Raw genomic sequence first — 18,035 nt, 5'->3', positions numbered from 1 at the left:
GCAGCCTGCGTTACAGGTTTGAGCGCATATGAGCAATCATATGAACTAAGGTGGTACCGCGTAATTTTACGTCCTTAGCGATAAGGGCGTTTTTTTATGAAAGAAAGGAGCAGGAATGAAAAAGCATTCCGGGTGAAAAAGATGGAGTATAAAGAAACACTATTGATGCCGAAGACCGCATTTGAGATGCGAGGGAATCTGCCAAAGAAAGAACCGGGCATTCAGGAGCTGTGGCAGCGTGATGATCTCTATCACGAAATGCTGGCGAAACGGGAAGGCGCGCCGCTTTTTGTACTGCATGATGGTCCTCCTTATGCAAACGGAGATATTCATTTGGGGCATGCGATGAATAAGATCATCAAAGATTTTATCGTGCGTACACATTTTATGGATGGCTATGCCACGCCGTTTGTGCCGGGCTGGGATACACATGGTTTGCCGATCGAAACGGCGATCCAAAAGCTTGGCTACAACCGCAAGGAAATGAAGATCGCTGATTTCAGAAAGCTTTGTTACGATTATGCGTTAGAGCAGGTGGAAAGACAGAAAAAGGGCTTTTTATCACTTGGGTGCATCGGGGATTATGATGATCCTTATATTACCCTGCAAAAGGTATTTGAGGCACGACAGATCGAAGTATTCGGAAAGATGGCGATGGATGGCTTGATCTATAAAGGATTGAAGCCGGTCTACTGGTCGCCTTCCAGTGAATCAGCCTTGGCGGAAGCGGAGATCGAGTATAAAGATGTGAAATCACCGACGATCTTTGTTAAGTTTTCGGTATTAGATGGCAAAGGCATCTTGGATCAGGACTGTGCTTTTGTGATCTGGACGACGACGCCATGGACGATTCCTGCCAATCTGGCGATCTGTTTGAATCCGGATTTCACTTATGCCTTAGTGGAAAGTGAAAAAGGCAAACTGATCGTTTTGGAAGAATTAGTAGATACCCTTTGGGAGAAGTTTGCGCTGCAAGAGAAAAAACGGTTAAAGACGTTCAAAGGCAAAGAATTAGAACTGATTACCTGCAAGCATCCTCTTTATGATAAAGAATCACTGGTGATCTTAGGCGATCATGTCAGTGCGGATGCCGGTACCGGTTGTGTGCATACGGCGCCGGGCTTTGGAGCGGATGACTTCTTTGTCGGCATGAAGTATGGCTTGCCTGCTTATTGCAATGTCGATGAAAAAGGGTGCATGATGAAAGAAGCGGGCGAGTGGTTAGAAGGACAGTATGTGGAAGACGCCAACAAGACCGTCACCCAACGTCTGGATGAACTGGGCGCCTTGTTGAAACTGGAATTTATCACGCATGCGTATCCGCATGACTGGCGTACGAAAAAGCCGATCATTTATCGTGCGACGACGCAGTGGTTCGCATCGATCGATCAGATCAGAGAAAAACTGTTGCAGGAGATCGATCAAGTGGAATGGATCCCGGCATGGGGCAAACAGCGCATGCACAATATGATCGCAGACCGCGGCGACTGGTGTATTTCCCGTCAGCGTGCATGGGGCGTGCCGATTCCGATCTTCTATGCGGAAGATGATACGCCGATCATGGATGAAGCGGTGTTTGCGCACGTGGCAAAGCTGTTTGCGGAGCATGGCTCTAATATTTGGTTTGAAAAAGAAGCGAAGGAATTATTGCCGCTGGGCTATACGCATCCATTATCGCCAAACGGCATTTTCCGCAAAGAGATGGATACGATGGATGTTTGGTTTGATTCCGGTTCTTCCCATACCGGCGCCATGATGGAGAAAGGCTTAGGCTATCCGGCTGATCTTTATTTTGAAGGCAGCGATCAGTACCGCGGCTGGTTTAATTCTTCTTTGATCATCGGTACGGCAGTGCATGGACATGCGCCGTATAAACAGGTGCTTTCCCATGGCTTCGTAATGGACGGCAAAGGAGTCAAGATGTCAAAATCACAGTGGAATGCGGTGGCACCGGGTGAGATCACAAAGAAATACGGTGCGGATATTTTACGCATCTGGGCGGCAAGTGTGGATTATCAGGCAGACTGCTCGATGAGCGATGAAATCTTGAAGCAGTGCAGCGAAGCCTATCGCAAGGTGCGCAATACGTTCCGTTTCCTGCTTGCCAATATCAGTGATTTTACCAAAGCGGATCTGGTAGCGGCTAAAGAGCTGCCGTTAAGTGATCAATACATGCTTTGCGTTCTTAACGATGTCAATGAAAAAGTGAAACAGGCGTATCGGGAGTATCGCTATTCCGATGCGAGCGGTTTGCTTACCAATGTCATGACGAATGAATTTAGTGCGTATTACTTGGATTATACCAAAGATATTTTATATATCGAAAAGCAGAATGCGCCAAGACGTCATCAGGTACAGAGCGTGCTGTATCATGCGGTAGATGTGCTGCTGCGCCTATGGGCACCGATCCTGGTACATACCTGTGAAGAGATCAATTCTTTCTTCCATGCAGAAGAAAAAAGCATTCATCTCGGCCGCTTTGCGGAAAACGTACCGATCGCAAACAGTGATGATATCGTTTCTAAAATGAAACGGTTACTGGCAATGAGAAGCGATATTTTCAAGGCGCTGGAAGAAGCGCGCAGTGAGAAGATCATCGGTAAATCATTGGAAGCACATGTGCATTTGCAGGTAAGCGAAGCAGATCGTGCTTTGATCGAGAAAGTATTCGGCGATCGCTTTGCCCAGTGGCTGATCGTATCGGAAGTTTCTTTCAGCGGCGATCAGCTCAAGACCTATGAAACATGTGAGGCGGCGGTTACAAAAGCGGAGGGCGTCGTATGTCCACGCTGCTGGAACATCACCCATTCACATGCAGAGGATGGACTTTGCGAACGCTGTGCCAATGTTTTGAAATAACACATTGAAGTTTTATCAAATGATCGATCCCATCTATTTTGCGGCAGCCGATCTTGTGCTGCTGAGCAGATGGGATTTTTCTATTGTTTCTTTTCGCTGAAACGCTGGGAATACCGCTGGGCATTATGCTATAATAACGATACGAAGAAGGGATGAACAGCATGCAGATCACGTCAAAAACAAATGCAAAAGTAAAAAAATGGGTAAAATATCACCAGAAGAAATATCGGATGCAGGATCAGCGCTATTTGATCGAGGGCCTGCATTTATTAGAAGAAGCAAAAAATGCCGGCGTATTGGAAACGATCATTGTGGAACGCGGTTATCCGCTGCCTTTTACGGGCTATGAGGTGTATGAAGTAAGCGGCGAAGTCATGGAGAAACTGCGCATGCACGTATCAAAGGAGCATTACATGGGGATATGTCGAATGCAGGAAGCCACCTTGTGCGAAAATGCACAAAGAGTCATCTTGTTAGATGGCTTGCAGGATCCCGGCAATGTCGGTACGATCATTCGTACGGCGTACAGCTTTGGCTTTGATGCAGTGGTCTTATCCTCTAACAGTGTCGATCTGTATGGGGATAAGCTCATTCGTTCGACGCAGGGGGCGCTCTTTCATATCCCGGTATTTCAAAATGACCTGCTCACGGTGATCGCTCAATTAAAAAAGCAGAACATACCGGTGTATGGCACCGCTTTGCGCGGCGGTAAAGGACTTTCTGCATTCATGCCTGTCAAAGCAGTGGCACTGGTGTTTGGCAATGAGGGAAACGGCGTCAGTGAAGCGGTGTTAAACGCCTGTGATCAAAACATCTTTATCGAGATGGAATCGTTTGAATCACTGAATGTAGCGGTAGCGGCGGGGATCTGTATGTATCATATGAGGGGAAATGGGCATGCTTCTTGAGATTTTGCCCATAGAGAAAAAGCAGTATGCGATCCTTTTTCGGATGCTGAGAAAAAAACATCGTCTTACACAACAGGAGATCGCGGATCGCTGCGGCATATCCCTTCGCTCTTATCAGTCGCTTGAAGCAGGCAAGCTCTTAAAAGATGACGAACATTATGAAAAGATCTTAGCGATCTATCATTTGCATCATGATGCACATATGGACGAGTATGTGGAATTTCATCAATTAACGAAGCGCTTGTCAGATGCGTTTGCTTATTATCACGATAAAGAAGTTTTCATTCTTTTGGCGGAGCTCTCCGAAGTATTATCGAAGCAGTCCGGCGCTTTCTCAAAAATTGCCTGTGAAGCCTGTGTGCTTATGAAAGAGATCCTGGAACAGGAGCGCGGTTTTACAAATGAAGAGGCGGGAAAGTGGCTGGAGCTATGCGGCTGCTTATCCGGCAGCATCAAGGATGTAATGGCTTTTTTACTTTATCAGCGGGAATATGCCTATCGCCATGATCGCCTCTTTTTAGCGAAACTGTACGAACGATATATCAGTCAGTCTAACGCCTACCGTTTACTGATCACGGCGGCGCTGCATTTGGCGAATTTATCAGATAATCAAATTGCGGCATATCGGCTGCTGCGCATTTGTTTGAAACAAAGCAGAAAAGCTGAGAATCATACCGGTGAGGTCGATGCGCTTGCTTATCTGGCATCTGTTTGCGGCATCTGCGCGAAAAATGAGTTTGTTTATTATGCCTCTTTATGTGAAAAGCAATTTGCTGCTTACGAAGACTTAGAAGAAAAACGGAAACTGGCCGCGGTTCATAATCTGGCACAGTGCTATGCGGATATGGGAATGTACGAGAAAGCGATCAAATGGTTTGCCTGCTATCTCAATGATGATAGATCCGTACAGCTGCCTGCCTTGCTTTGGTATATGGATGCCCAGTTTGCTTTTAATGGCATGCTTTCAAAAGAAGCAATCGTCATACGCGATCTTTCAAAGGCGAGCAAAGCGCTGCAGAAGTGCTGGAGCTATTATGATGCTTATTTTAAGGGAAAAGACGTGTATTTTTTAGAACGGTGTCTGATGAAAGAAGTATTGCCGGTTCTAAAAGGTCTGCACCCTGCTTTTCATCAAGTATTTCATAAACAGTTGGTATGGCTGGTAAAGCAGACAAAGCATTATAAAAGTCTGTATGAATTTGAATGTGTGCTTGCGTATCGGTAGAAAAGAAGTGCATGAGTCGCTTCTTTTTTGTTGATGTGCAAAGAATCCAATGTTTCTTTTTTATCTGTTATCCTATCATATAGAGGTGAAAGAATATGGATTATCAAACGTATTATCAGCAATTTCAAGAAGAAAAAAGATTTTTGAGTCAGGCGCTTTCTATTGAACACTGGATGACGATGCAGATCATTATGGAACTTCCTCTAAAAAAAGGCATGAAGATCTTAGAAGTCGGCGCCGGCTGCGGCGCTTATAGCACTACCTTAGCGAAGCTTGGATATGAGGTTGTGGCTATTGAGCCGGTAAGGCGCAATGTGAAGGTGCTAAAGGAGCAGGCAAGGGATCTGCCGATCACCGTGATCCATGCGGATCATCAGGCGCTGCAGCATTTTGAGGATGGACAATTTGATGTGGTATTGTGCTTAGGACCGATGTATCATCTGCATGAACAAAGCCAGCAGGAACTATGCTTAAAGGAAGCGTGGCGGGTATGCAGATGCGCACTGTTATGTGCCTTTGTGAACGAAGAAGCGGTATTTGTCAGCGAAGCGCTATATCAAGCGAACCAGTCTATGCTGTTAAGTGAAGATTATGAGCGGGAAAATATGCAGATCAAAGATGGTGTCTTTGTGTTCTTTGATCCATCAGAAATAACGGCACTGTATCAAAGATTAGGCATTTCAAATGATCATTTGTATGCGGTCGATCCATTTTCCGAAGTAAAATACGATGTGATCAATGCGTTTACCGATGCACAGCTGGACGAGTGGAAACGCTATATTTGGAAACATCGTGAAAATCCACACTATTATGGGGCAAGCAATCATCTGCTGATGATGTCTTTGAAATAGATTTCTCAATGAATGGCTTTTGCCAGTAGTGGTACAGCTTGCAATTTGTTGTTGATTTTTATGTTGGCAGAGAAGAATGAATGATAAAACACTTGCGATTTAGCGATTATCTGCTATAATTAAAAACAGTAAAAGCGTTGAAAAGGACTAGTATTATAGAGGATTTCTGTCAGGGAGAGAGGGTCATCGACTGCAAGCCTTCTTCGGATAGTCTATAAGAATTCACCTTTGAGCGAGGCCAATCCCCTCCCGTATCAAACGGTTATCATGAGTATGAAATAAAGGGTGTCGTAAGATGAAGCGAGATGGTACCGCGGTGAAAATCGTTCTCGCACAGATTGCGGCTTTTTTTAATGCCGGCAAGGAAAGGAAGAAAGTTATGGAATTACAGGAATTAAAACAGGAAAGCTTGTCCCAGATCGAAGCATGTGAAAACTTAGCGGATCTACAACAGTTACGTGTGCTTTATCTTGGCAAGAAAGGACCGATTCAAGAAGTTATGAAAAGCATGAAGGATCTGCCTAAGGAAGAGCGGCCTGCCTTTGGACAGCAGGTCAATGCGATCAAATCGCTGATCTTGGAAGCGATCGATGAAAAAAAGGCGGTCTTGGAAGTCAAAGAGATGGAAGAAGGACTGGAAAAGGAAAAGATCGATATTACCTTAAACGGTTATGAAGCGCGTCTTGGCAATTTACATCCGCTGGTATTGGTACAGCAGGAACTGGAAGATCTGTTTGTGGGACTTGGTTATACGGTAGCGGAAGGACCGGAAGTAGAATTGGATCTTTATAATTTTGAACGTGCCAATATTCCCAAGAATCATCCGGCGAGAGATATGCAGGATACGTTCTATATTGATGCGCAAACACTGTTAAGAAGCCATACGACAGCCATTCAGACCAGAATGTTGGAACAGTTTGCACCGCAGGTGCCGGTCAAGGTCATCTGTCCGGGAAAGGTATATCGCCGCGATGATGATGATGCGACCCATTCCCATCAGTTTACACAGTGTGAAGGATTAGTGGTCGGAGAACACATTACATTAGCTGATCTGAAAGGCACACTGGAATTTATGGCAAAGAAGATGTTTGGGGAAAAGCGCGTCATCCGCTTTCGTCCAAGTTATTTCCAGTTTACCGAACCGAGTGTGGAAGTCGATGTTTCCTGCCATATTTGCGGCGGAAAAGGCTGCCCGGTATGCAAAGGTACCGGCTGGATCGAAATTTTAGGTGCCGGCTTGGTACATCCTAATGTATTGGAAATGGCGGGCTATGACAGTAAAAAATATTCCGGTTTCGCATTTGGCGTGGGAATCGAGCGTATTGCCATGTTGAAATACGGCATTGACGATATTCGTCATTTTTATACCAATGATGTGCGTTTCTTAAAGACGTTCACACGCTTTGAATAGGAGGAAGAATCATGCTGATTAGTAGAAAATGGTTAAGTCAATATATGGATCTTTCTGATATCAGTGATGCGGTGTTTGCCGATGCGATCACGCAGGCTGGTTTAGAAGTAGAAGCGATCCATCCATTATCAAGCGGTACAAATCTTGCGATCGGTGAAGTATTGTCTTGTGAAATGCACCCGGACAGCGATCATCTGCACATTTGTCAGGTAGATCTGAAAGATCAGGTAGAACAGATCGTATGCGGTGCGCCGAATGTTGCCAAAGGGCAAAAAGTCATCGTGGCAAAAGTCGGGGCAAAGCTGCCGGGCGGCGAAATCAAAGCAGGTTCGATTCGCGGAGTTGCTTCCAATGGCATGATCTGTTCTTTGGCAGAGTTAGGCGTCGATCCGCATTTATTGAGCGAAGAAAGTAAAAACGGTATTGAAGTATTAAGTGCCGACGCCCCGATCGGACATACGGACCCGCTTGCTTACCTAGGCTTAAATGATACGGTTTTTGATGTCGGTCTGACACCGAATCGCAACGACTGTCAGTCCGCATGGGCGATGGCAGTGGAGTGCGGGGCGATCTTACATAAAGAAGTCATGCTTCCAAGGGTGGAAGGGGCAAGTCAAAAAGGTTCCTCGACAAAACTGAAAATCGCTTCTAAAACCGCAAAATGTCCGACTTTTTTAGGAAAGGTCATCAATCATGTAACGATCAAAGAATCGCCGCAGTGGATGAAAGAATTGCTTTTGGCAAGCGGTATGAAGTCAATTAACAATGTCGTGGACATTTCCAATATCGTCATGCTGGAAACCGGGCAACCGATGCATTTCTATGATATCGACGCGATCCCGGCACAGGAGATCACAGTTGTAGATGGTCTGCATACCACTTATACCGCTCTTGATGGGAATGAATATGAAGTGCTGCCGGACGATATCATGATTACTACCGAAGCGAAACCGATTGGCTTTGGCGGAGTCATGGGCGGTGATGATTCTAAGATCGAAGCAACGACCAAAGGCATCATCATCGAAGCCGCAAGTTTTGATCATGTATCGATTCGCAATACTGCACGCCGCTTAAACTTAAATACCGACGCCTCTTTGCGCTATCAAAAGGGAATTGAACCGTTGGCTGTTTATAAGGCGATGGACCGTGCGATCGCGTTGTTGGAACAATATGCCGATGCAAGCGGATTGGAAGAAACGGTTGTTTATGAAACCAAGCAGTATGAACCGACTGTGCTTACCGTAGATGCGGATTCCATCAATGCGATGCTGGGCACTGATTTCACTGTTGAAGAAATGATTGAGGTACTGGCTGATCTGAAACTATCGCCGATCGTACGCGACCATAAAATTGATCTGTGCATCCCGAGTTATCGCAGCGATCTGAAGATCGAAGCAGATATTGCGGAAGAGATCATCCGTATCATCGGTTATGATCGTTTGCCATCTACTTTACCGCTGCTTCCGGAAAGTGAAGGTGCGCTTTCTCCTCGTCAGGCAATGCGCAGAAAGATCCGTACACAGCTCAATCAGGCGGGATTGTATGAAGCCAGAACTTATACGCTCATATCAGATGCCTTTTTAGAAGATGCGATTTTAAGCGCCGGAGAGGCGGTGCGTTTGGCAGTGCCGATGAGCGAAGAGCGCAAATCCATTCGTACCTCTGTACTCCCATCTTTATTAGATGCGGTTTCCTATAATCAAAATCGTTCTGCAAAAGATGTCGCCTTATTTGAAATCAGCTCTGTTTACAGTACAGAAAAGGAAGTGGAGCATCTGGCGATTGCAATGGAAGGTGCGCTGCAGAAAAGCAGATGGCAAAATATTGAGATCAAAGCAGACTTCTATACGTTAAAAGGACTGCTCATGAATCTGCTTCAAACATTTGGCTTCGAGGGCACACGAATCAGTGTGAAAGAGAATACGGTGGATACCACTCATTTCCACCCATATCGCAGTGCCTGCCTGTATATCGGAAAAGATCTGTTCGCGGTATTTGGGGAAATCCATCCGGCAATGGCAAAACGCTATGATGTAAGCCGTCTGGTCATGGCAGAGGCAAATATCGAGGTGCTGCTTGCTAATCGCGCAAGCAAGATTAAATATGAACCGATCTCAAAATTCCCATCGGTTGTTCGTGATTTAGCATTGGTCGTATCACAAGCGGTCAATGCCCAGCAGTTAATTGATATCATTCGCAAAAACGGCAAGCAGTATGTCAGCCATGTAGAAGTATTTGATGTTTATACCGGTGAGCATGTGGCAAAGGGCTATAAGTCGATCGCTTTAAGCATTACCTTTGGTTCACATGAAAAAACGCTGACTGATGAAGAGATCAGTGCAGTAAATGCAAAGATCATGGATGCTTTGCAGAAAGAAACAAACGCACAGCTGCGTGCTTGATCACTTATTAGCAGAAACTGTCTTCTTTCTTGAGGAGGACAGTTTTTTATTAGTAGAGATATCTGGTGTTTACGCTTACAATAAAAGTAGATAAATATGGGAAAATATGGTATAGTGTAAACAAGCAAAGATAGCGTCTGTAAAAGGAAACAGACGAGAAGGAGGAAAAAGATGAAAAAGAAAGTATCGTTGCTTTTGGCAAGTCTATGCCTGATGCTAGGCATGGCAGTAAAACCGAACATGATTTTTGCCCAGGGGGGGGGGGTACTGTAAATCAGTACTCTGAAAATGATGTTGGCGGATTAACGCTGGATGATTGGGATTATACAGAAACAAGTGATAAGATCACATTAACGAAGTACAAAGGGGATCAAGTAAATGTTGTCATTCCTTCTGAGTTTGAAGGACAGGAAGGGAAAACAGTAGAGATCGTAACAGCTCTTGGAAATATGTTTGACAAATTCAAGATAGAGAATCCATCTGGAAGACCATCAAAATACTATAATAAATTAGTATCACTGAAAGTAGGAACCACCGATAAGAAAGTGATTTCAAAAGGACAAATTCTTGATTGCGCATTTTATCCAACAACAACGAATTATGATAAGGTTCAGTTTTATAAATTAGTATCAGTAGATTTAAGCGGACTAGATACAAGTGGTAGTGGTATAACTAGTATGTATGAGATGTTTATGAATTGCACAAATTTGAAATATGTAAATTTAAGTGGGCTGGATACAACTAGCATTACGACTACCTATGGAATGTTTAGTGGCTGCTCAAGTTTGCAAAGTGTAGATTTAAGTGTGTTTGATACAAGTAATGTTGTTAATATGGATGAAATGTTTTATTATTGCACCAATTTAGAAAATATAAAAGGATTCGAAAACCTTAATACAGGAAAACTTAAAAGAATGGAAAATATTTTTAATGGATGCTCAAAAATATATATTTTTGACTTAGGAAACATTGATTTCGACAATATAGTAACTGAATTGGACTACATGTTTGATTCTGTGGATACTGAAAATGTTCCTATTCCATCTATCATTATATCTGATTCAGAAAAACTATATAATAAATTGAATGATCCAGATAGCATCTGGGGTAGAACCCCATACTATGCAAAAGTCGTATATCATGGAAATGACGGTACTTTTAATAATGGGAATACAGAAAGTGAAATAATCGTATATCGAGCAGATCATTTCATCTATTCCACAATGGAAGAAGCAAAACAAGAGTTTACCTTAACCGGTACAACCGTATTAACAAATAACCCATCTACTAGCCTAAGCAAAGAGGGAAGCATATTCAATGGGTGGTATTTAGATGAAGCATGTACGAAGCCATTTGATGAAGCAGCAACGATCGACTTTACGACATTAGCGAACGGTACGCTGCACTTATATGCAGGATACAGTGAACCGCTTCAAGCAGTCGAACTGATCGCATATGAAGGAGGATCGGGAACCGACGCCAGCAATCATGGCGATGCCTTGCCGGAACCGCAATGGGAAGAAGGCTTGGAAAGCTATGCGATCAGCGTAGATGGAGAAGCATGGGATCTGGAAGAAGAGGGAGTGCCATTTGCATGGGAATATCGAAACAGCGAGGGAGAGAAGGTAGAGAGCGCAGCGAAAGCGGGAAGCTATGCACTGTATGCATTACCAAGAGTAGATGATAAAGAGATCCGATTAGATGAACACATATTGAGTATACCGGAAGAAGGGATGGCAGTAGGGGAAGTAAAGGTAAGAGAAGTAAGCGATGAAAGTGCAGAGACACTGAGCAGTGAGATCTATAAGGGTGTATATGAAGAAGAAGGAGCATGCCAGATCAAAGAGGCACATGCACATGTAAAAGCAGGGACGCAGTTTTATAAGAACGGGAATACGATGTATCCGGTAAATGAAGATGCGAAGATCGTGCTGTTATGGGATGAATTGATCGAAGAGGTATTGGGATCAGCAGAACGGATGGAAGCACTGCATGCAAAGGGAATGGAAGCAGTGAAAGGGATAGATGAAACGAAGGAAGTAAAAAGAGAGTTTCGGTATTTGGATCTGGTCGATCAAAATGACGGGAACTTATGGGTAGGAACGGAAAAGGAAACGGTAAGCGTATATTATCCATATCCGGAAGGAAGCGAAGCGGGGGATCGGTTTGCGGTCGTGTATTATGAGGGATTGACAAGAGATTACACGATGCAGATGAGCGAAGAGGCTTTGGATGAAGAGATCGCAAAGAGCAAGGCGAGAGAGATAGAAGTAAGAAAGACAGAGGGTGGATTGGAGTTTGAGGTAGGAAGCAAGGAGTTTGGGACATTTGAGGTGATGTGGCAGAAGGAAGAGAAGCCGACAGATCCGGAAGAGAAACCAAGTGAACCGGAGGAAAAACCGACAGAGCCGGAAGAAAAGCCGAATACACCAAATGAAGAGGAAAAGGGAGAAAGCAGTATAGAGGAGATCAAGAAAGAGGAGAGCGAAGCAGTAAATACAGGGGATGAAGTAAGCAAGGGAATGTATTATGTACTGCTAGGGGGAAGTGTGATCGTGTTCGCTGCAATGTTACGCAAGAACAGAAGAAGCGAGCAGTAGACAGATAACAGGCAGTAGAAAAAACGAGCAGGTCAAACAAATGATCTGCTCGTTTTCATGGAATGCTGAATCAAAATGATAGTGTGCTATGCTTGATCGGCAATCAAGCGATAGATCAATACCTCCGGCGGTGCGAATAAACGCATGTCATAGCCGGTCGTACCTAAACCGTTGCTGATGTGCAGCAGGGTGTTGCCGACTTGCTGCGTACCATAGGAATAGTTTTTTGCACCTTCCACCGTTGCGATCGGACCGAAGAAAGGAATGCGTATCTGTCCGCCATGAGAATGTCCCGCAAACATCAAATCAACGGCCGTGGTCGGGATCTCGCTGATCAGATCAGGACAGTGCGTTACGACAATATTAAATTCATTGGCGTTGATATCCGCAAAAGCTTGTTCAATATTCGGGACACCATTTACCATCGAATCTATACCGAACAAGGTAATGCTGGAATTAGATTCATTGCGAATACGGATGGAACGATTTTCCAGCAGTTCAAAGTCCGCCTGATATAAAATGCTTTTGGCGATTTCTTTCATTGATTCGCTTGTTTCATCCTGTTCACCGAGCACTGCGAATTTGCCAAGCGGCGCTTCCAGTGATTTTAATAAATTCAGCAATTCCGCCTGTTTGCTCTCATCCGGCATCTGATTGGCAGTATCATCAAAAAGATCTCCGCCGAAGATGATTACATCAGGATCGGTACTGTTGATCTTTTCAAACATGGAAGTAAGACGCTCCTGATTCATAAAGCCGTTGTAATGAAGATCGGTAATGAATGCGATATTCACTTGATTGAGATCCTGCGGGATCTTTGCGGAAGCGATGCTTTCATAATTGAGGTTGATGCGCTCCACACTGACATAAACACCATATAAAAAGAAACTGACTGCAAATAGGGAGACTACCAATAGGACAGTCAAAAATCTTCTGATTTTTCTAATCATAGATAACACCTCATATCTTTACCTATTTTATCATATCCTAAACTAGAAAGGAAAGGCATGTCATGAAAAATAAACAATTTACCAATAAAGGTATTATGATCGTAAAAGGGATCCTGCAAGAGGATGAAACGGTGCACGGAAAAGATTTTACGCTATTTTACGGAGATATGCGTAAAGCGAAAGAAACGATTAGAAAAAAACAGGCAGTTATTTTATATGAACAGGTAGAATGTGTTCATTCTTTTTTCGGCCTTTTGGATAAATTATCGCAGCCGGCGAGAATCGAATATGGGGCAGTGATCAGAGAGGGCGTGCGATTAAAAGAAGATGCTGTGATATTGATGGGAGCGATCGTAAATAAAGATGCAATGATCGGGAAACGCACCATGATCGATATGAATGCGGTAATCGGTTCCGGCGCGCAGATCGGCGATGATGTGCATGTCGGTGCCGGAGCAGTGATCGCGGGAATGATGGAGCCTGCCTGTACTACACCGGTCATCATTGAAGACGGCGTATTTATCGGTGCCAATGCGGTCGTTGCTGAAGGCGTCAGGGTCGGCCATCATGCGATCATCGGTGCGGGCAGCGTCGTGCTGCACGATGTGGAAGCAAAGGCAGTCATGATCAAAGCGCCTGCTGAAAAGATCAGAGAGCGAACTGTTGATGATGAACAGCGTCTTTGCATCAATCAAGCGCTTAGAAAAAAGAAGTGAGCGATCACTTCTTTGATGAAACGATGGATTGAGCTATGCTTCTTCAGCTGTTTCTTTCTGCTGCTTTTGCTGAAAACGCGCCTGCCGCATTGCCTGCATTTGCGCCATCGCTTCTTTGGAATTTAAGATAACCGGAATGACGATCGGATTACGATGCGTTTTTTGATATAAGAACGGCTCCAGCGAAGAACGCACGGTATTTTTGATATCGGAGAAAGTAATTTTTGTAGCCATTCTTTCTTTTAATGCATTGTAACAGATCATTTCCGCTTCCTTTAACAGTCCCTGTGAATCTTTGATGAAAACAAAGCCTCTTGATACGATGACCGGTTTTGCCAAAATAGAATTGGTGCGGGAATCGATCGGGATGATGACCGCAACTAAGCCGTTGTCTGCTAAGATCTTGCGGTCTTTTAATACTGCGGTAGATAAACCGCTGATATCATTGCCATCGACATAGATGTCATCTGCTTGGATCCGCATCGAAGAAAGGAATACCCGTTCATTGCGCATGAGCAGGACATCGCCGTTTGCGCAGGTAAAGATATTTTCAGGCGGGATCCCGACTTCTACCGCGGTATCGCGATGCTGCTTCAGCATTTTATATTCGCCGTGGATCGGCATAAAATATTTCGGTTTAATGAGCTGCAGCATCAGTTTCTGTTCTTCCTGAGAAGCGTGTCCGGTCGTATGCAGGTCGTTTAAGACTGATTTGGTGAGTACGTTCGCACCGGCACGGAACAGTTTGTTCAAAACGGTATTGACGCTGCCGGCATTGCCCGGAATCGGCGAGGAAGAGAAGACGATCGTATCACCGGGAATCAATTTGATAAAGCGGTGGGTGCCGTTGGCAATTCTCGACAGCGCCGCCAAAGGTTCTCCCTGTGAGCCTGTGCAGACGATGCAGATCTTGTTTGCCGGGGTAGTGGAAAGCTGCTCCGGCGTTAAAAAACATTTTTCGGGAATCTTGATATTGCCCAGCTTTCTTCCGATCGTAACGACATTTTCCATGCTGCGGCCAAGTACGATCACCTTGCGTCCGCATTGTACTGCCGCCTCAAGAATCTGTGCGACACGATACATATTGCTGGCAAAGGTAGCTACGATCAAACGGCCGCTTGCCTTGCGGGTGATTTCCAGGATCATATTGGCAACCCGTTTTTCCGAAATGGAAAAATCTTCGATGCCGGAATTGGTCGAATCACTTAACAGCATCGTAACGCCTAACTGTCCGATAAAAGCCATTTTCTGATAATCGGCGTTTTTCGCAACTGGTGTTAAATCGAATTTGAAGTCGCCGGTATGAACGATCTTGCCGTTTGGCGTCGTGATCAAAAGTCCGAGTGAATCGGGAATCGAGTGAATCGTATCAAAGAAACCGACGGTAAAATGTTCCATTTGAATCGAACTGTCGGAATTGATTTCTCTTAGCTTGACGCCGCGCATGCGCCGTTCTTCCAATTTGCGGTTGATGAGAGCGATCGCAAAGCGAGGTGCATAGATCGCTTCGATATTCACCTGTTTTAATAAAAACGGGATACCGCCGATGTGATCTTCATGACCATGCGTAATGACGAGCACTTTGCGTTTGTGATTATGCCGCATCAGATAATTAAAATCAGGGATGACATAATCCACGCCGAGCAGATTTTCTTCCGGGAATAAGACACCGGCATCCACGATCAATATCTCGTTTAGATGTTCGATGCAGTACATATTCTTTCCGACTTCGCCAAGTCCTCCCAAAGCATAGATCATGGTATCATTGCGGCGATGGATCGGATGATTATACGTTGATTCTTTTGGCAACTGATTGTGTACAGGTGCACTTTTTCGATAATTTTTCGTTGTGTGGTTCATTGATAAACTCCTTTCGTTATAATTATTGTCGTATGAAAAAGCACCACTTTTATTCAATAGCAACATTATAACATATCTGAAATAAAATTGTGTGCTTTGATAAAACAATTAAACTGACTTGCACATTTTCGCATAGTTCTTAGAAAAATGCAAGCAGAAAAAAAGCGGTTCTTAAAGAATGCGCTTTTCTTTAGTCGATTACCATTGCGTTTGGATCTTCTTTCCAGTTGTCGTCGGCAGGGATCCGATCATAAAAGAGCGTGCCGCTGAAATGATCGATCTCATGCTGCAAAACGATCGCTTCATAACCGGATACACGAAATTTCACTTGCTGTTTTTGCAAAGCGTCATAGGCGCTTACGGTAATGCGCGCATGTCGAAATACATGACCGGGATGTTCATTTACAACAGATAAGCAGCCTTCTCCCTGTGCCAGATAAGCGTTTTGTACGGAATGCGACACGATCTTGGCATTGCATAGCGCATATTCGACTCGTTCATCCTCATAGTCGATGCAGATCGCAAGCATCTGCTTCAAAACACCGATCTGTACGGCCGCGATCCCGACTGCCGGGCGCAGATCATTCGCTGCGGCGATTTCCGGATCATGGGAATCCCTAACGTATTGCAGCATATCCATCAGCAGTTCTTCGTCCTCTTTTGAAAGGGGAGTCGTTACCGGCTTTGATTTTTTTCGCATCAAAGGATCACTGTCTTTGATGATTGTCTGATTATTGATTAACATAATATCACCTTTCCGTTAAACATACTTTTTCCATCTGCACCCTATTTTAACACGAAATGGGAAAAAAGGAAATCATGATGCGACCGGCATGGACATCTTTGCTTTCGAAAATAGAAGTAGTCCTTTCAAAAATGATGAAAATTGTGTAAAATAGAATACAGGAGTGATTCTTTTGAAAAATTCACAACAGTCTTCTAAAAAAACACTGTTATCTTATATGAAATTGAGAATGCCGGCAAAATATGATTTTTTGTTGCATCTTTTTGTTTTGATCTTGGTCCTGTTCGGATCACTGATGGTCTTTTCTGCTTCTCAGGCATCGGCTACGGAGAATGTGCTGTCGGTGGTCATTGCCTGTGTCAAGCAGGTGGCATTTGTCATCTTCTCTTATATCATGATGGTTTCTTTTGCCAATTACTTTACGATGCAAAGAGCCAAGCAATATGGAAATGTGATCGGCTTTTGTTTTATTGCGCTTTTGGCCATGACCTTTCTGTTTGACGATATGGGCACCGGATCGCAGGCATGGATCCGGATCCCGCTGGTGATCACCGATATCAGTATTCAGCCTTCAGAATTTGTCAAGGTGTTTATGATCGTGATCATGGCGGTCAATGTAGAACGTTTTTTTCAGAAAAAGGTAACGTGGTGGATGATCGTGAAATATCCGGTCATCTTTTATGCCGTTTTTGCACTGTTGATTGCCAAGCAGCCGGATTTCGGTACCTTGGCGATCTTGACGGCGATCTGCGGTCTTTGTTTTTTGATCCCTTCGCATCCGACGCTGCGCAAATATCAGAAATGGCTGGCATGGCTGATCGTCATTGCGGTGGTGTTTGTCTTATTATTGACCAGTAAATTCGGGTCTTCTTTGTTAAAGCATATTCCGATGCTGGACTATATGGTAGGACGCTTTGAAGCGAGCATGAATCCGTTTCAGGATATTTACGGTACCGGTTATCAGCTGGTAAACGGCTTGTATGCGATCGCCAATGGCGGTTTGGGCGGTTTGGGCTTTACGCATTCTACACAGAAATTCGGTTATCTGACGCAGGCGAGCAGCGATTATATCTTTGCGATCACCAGTGAGGAACTAGGCATCATCGGTCTGTTCATCATCGTGCTCGGTTATGGGATCGTCATTTATCGTCTGGTCTATTATGCGCTGCGTACCCGCAGTGAAGGCTATAAGATCATTTTAATGGGAACGGCTTTTTATATACTGCTTCATTTTATCTTGAATATCGGCGGGGTTACGGGATTGATACCTTTGACCGGCGTGCCGTTGTTATTTATTTCAAGCGGCGGATCTTCCCTGATGTCAGTCATGAGTGCGATCGGGATCGCACAGGCGGTCATTTCCCGCATCAGACGACAATCACAGACATAAGGAAAGAATCCCACGTTTCAGCAGTGGGATTCTTTTAGAAAGGGAAGAGGAGAAACAAAGATTGGGGGATTGCATCATTACCTGATGCGTTATTATCTTGCCCATTACCATCTGCTTT

Annotated in this window: 12 protein-coding genes, 1 pseudogene and 1 other annotated feature (1 of these 14 running past the window's edge); of the genes and pseudogenes, 10 read left to right on the top strand and 3 right to left on the bottom strand. The window is 44.4% G+C overall.

Annotation, left to right across the window (positions count from 1 at the left end):
* Positions 1 to 79, top strand: a binding site (T-box leader); it begins 128 nt to the left of the window's first position.
* Positions 80 to 141: 62 nt separating this feature from the next.
* From ileS to C1712_RS12975, 8 genes and pseudogenes are all read left to right on the top strand, one after another.
* Positions 142 to 2,859, top strand: a complete 2,718-nt coding sequence (gene ileS, locus C1712_RS03425; protein ID WP_102269728.1) for an isoleucine--tRNA ligase — start codon at positions 142 to 144, stop codon at positions 2,857 to 2,859.
* A gap of 161 nt (positions 2,860 to 3,020) precedes the next feature.
* Positions 3,021 to 3,767, top strand: a complete 747-nt coding sequence (locus tag C1712_RS03420) for a TrmH family RNA methyltransferase (RefSeq protein ID WP_102266803.1) — start codon at positions 3,021 to 3,023, stop codon at positions 3,765 to 3,767.
* Between the two features lie 43 nt (positions 3,768 to 3,810).
* Positions 3,811 to 4,992 (top strand): helix-turn-helix transcriptional regulator, encoded by a 1,182-nt coding sequence (locus C1712_RS03415; RefSeq protein ID WP_180963059.1) that lies wholly within the window; start codon positions 3,811 to 3,813, stop codon positions 4,990 to 4,992.
* Positions 4,993 to 5,087: 95 nt separating this feature from the next.
* Positions 5,088 to 5,843: a class I SAM-dependent methyltransferase gene (locus C1712_RS03410; RefSeq protein WP_102266799.1), complete on the top strand. Its 756-nt coding sequence runs from the start codon at positions 5,088 to 5,090 to the stop codon at positions 5,841 to 5,843.
* Between the two features lie 379 nt (positions 5,844 to 6,222).
* Positions 6,223 to 7,254 carry a phenylalanine--tRNA ligase subunit alpha gene (gene pheS / locus C1712_RS03405; RefSeq protein ID WP_102269727.1) on the top strand — a complete coding sequence of 344 codons (1,032 nt, stop codon included), beginning with the start codon at positions 6,223 to 6,225 and terminating at the stop codon, positions 7,252 to 7,254.
* Positions 7,255 to 7,265: 11 nt separating this feature from the next.
* The gene (gene pheT / locus C1712_RS03400) at positions 7,266 to 9,656 is read left to right on the top strand and encodes a phenylalanine--tRNA ligase subunit beta (protein ID WP_102266797.1); all 2,391 of its coding nucleotides are present in this window, start codon (positions 7,266 to 7,268) and stop codon (positions 9,654 to 9,656) included.
* 449 nt (positions 9,657 to 10,105) lie between these two features.
* Positions 10,106 to 10,675 (top strand): annotated as a pseudogene (locus tag C1712_RS13190) (BspA family leucine-rich repeat surface protein); the annotation flags it as partial.
* A 63-nt stretch (positions 10,676 to 10,738) separates the two neighbouring features.
* Positions 10,739 to 12,256 (top strand): InlB B-repeat-containing protein, encoded by a 1,518-nt coding sequence (locus C1712_RS12975; protein ID WP_245858048.1) that lies wholly within the window; start codon positions 10,739 to 10,741, stop codon positions 12,254 to 12,256.
* An 86-nt stretch (positions 12,257 to 12,342) separates the two neighbouring features.
* On the opposite strand, the gene C1712_RS03390 is transcribed toward C1712_RS12975, so the two are convergent.
* Entirely contained in the window at positions 12,343 to 13,206 is an 864-nt protein-coding gene (locus C1712_RS03390) for a metallophosphoesterase (protein ID WP_102266793.1), read from the bottom strand.
* Positions 13,207 to 13,268: 62 nt separating this feature from the next.
* Between C1712_RS03390 and C1712_RS03385 the strand changes: the two genes are divergently transcribed.
* Entirely contained in the window at positions 13,269 to 13,922 is a 654-nt protein-coding gene (locus tag C1712_RS03385) for a DapH/DapD/GlmU-related protein (protein WP_102266792.1), read from the top strand.
* 33 nt (positions 13,923 to 13,955) lie between these two features.
* Here C1712_RS03385 and rnjA read toward each other — a convergent pair whose 3' ends face one another.
* On the bottom strand, positions 13,956 to 15,782 hold the full coding sequence (gene rnjA / locus C1712_RS03380; protein ID WP_102266790.1) for a ribonuclease J1: 1,827 nt from the start codon (positions 15,780 to 15,782) through the stop codon (positions 13,956 to 13,958).
* Positions 15,783 to 15,972: 190 nt separating this feature from the next.
* Positions 15,973 to 16,527: a peptide deformylase gene (gene def / locus C1712_RS03375; RefSeq protein ID WP_102266788.1), complete on the bottom strand. Its 555-nt coding sequence runs from the start codon at positions 16,525 to 16,527 to the stop codon at positions 15,973 to 15,975.
* Positions 16,528 to 16,699: 172 nt separating this feature from the next.
* On the opposite strand from def, the gene C1712_RS03370 reads away from it, so the two are divergent.
* Positions 16,700 to 17,917, top strand: a complete 1,218-nt coding sequence (locus C1712_RS03370) for an FtsW/RodA/SpoVE family cell cycle protein (RefSeq protein ID WP_245858047.1) — start codon at positions 16,700 to 16,702, stop codon at positions 17,915 to 17,917.
* The last annotated feature ends 118 nt before the right edge of the window (positions 17,918 to 18,035 follow it).

This window comes from Massilicoli timonensis, assembly GCF_900199515.1.
GTDB classification, from domain to species: Bacteria; Bacillota_I; Bacilli_A; order Erysipelotrichales; family Erysipelotrichaceae; genus Massilicoli; species Massilicoli timonensis.
Note: the sequence above shows the minus strand (reverse complement) of the source record. Positions and strands in the feature narration are given on the sequence as shown.

Coding starts and splice junctions, on each gene's coding strand:
- def (WP_102266788.1), bottom strand. CDS start 16,527: ATGTTAATCAATAATCAGACAATCATCAAAGACAGTGATCCTTTGATG.
- C1712_RS03415 (WP_180963059.1), top strand. CDS start 3,811: ATGCTGAGAAAAAAACATCGTCTTACACAACAGGAGATCGCGGATCGC.
- pheT (WP_102266797.1), top strand. CDS start 7,266: ATGCTGATTAGTAGAAAATGGTTAAGTCAATATATGGATCTTTCTGAT.
- ileS (WP_102269728.1), top strand. CDS start 142: ATGGAGTATAAAGAAACACTATTGATGCCGAAGACCGCATTTGAGATG.
- pheS (WP_102269727.1), top strand. CDS start 6,223: ATGGAATTACAGGAATTAAAACAGGAAAGCTTGTCCCAGATCGAAGCA.
- C1712_RS03410 (WP_102266799.1), top strand. CDS start 5,088: ATGGATTATCAAACGTATTATCAGCAATTTCAAGAAGAAAAAAGATTT.
- C1712_RS03420 (WP_102266803.1), top strand. CDS start 3,021: ATGCAGATCACGTCAAAAACAAATGCAAAAGTAAAAAAATGGGTAAAA.
- rnjA (WP_102266790.1), bottom strand. CDS start 15,782: ATGAACCACACAACGAAAAATTATCGAAAAAGTGCACCTGTACACAAT.
- C1712_RS03390 (WP_102266793.1), bottom strand. CDS start 13,206: ATGATTAGAAAAATCAGAAGATTTTTGACTGTCCTATTGGTAGTCTCC.
- C1712_RS03385 (WP_102266792.1), top strand. CDS start 13,269: ATGAAAAATAAACAATTTACCAATAAAGGTATTATGATCGTAAAAGGG.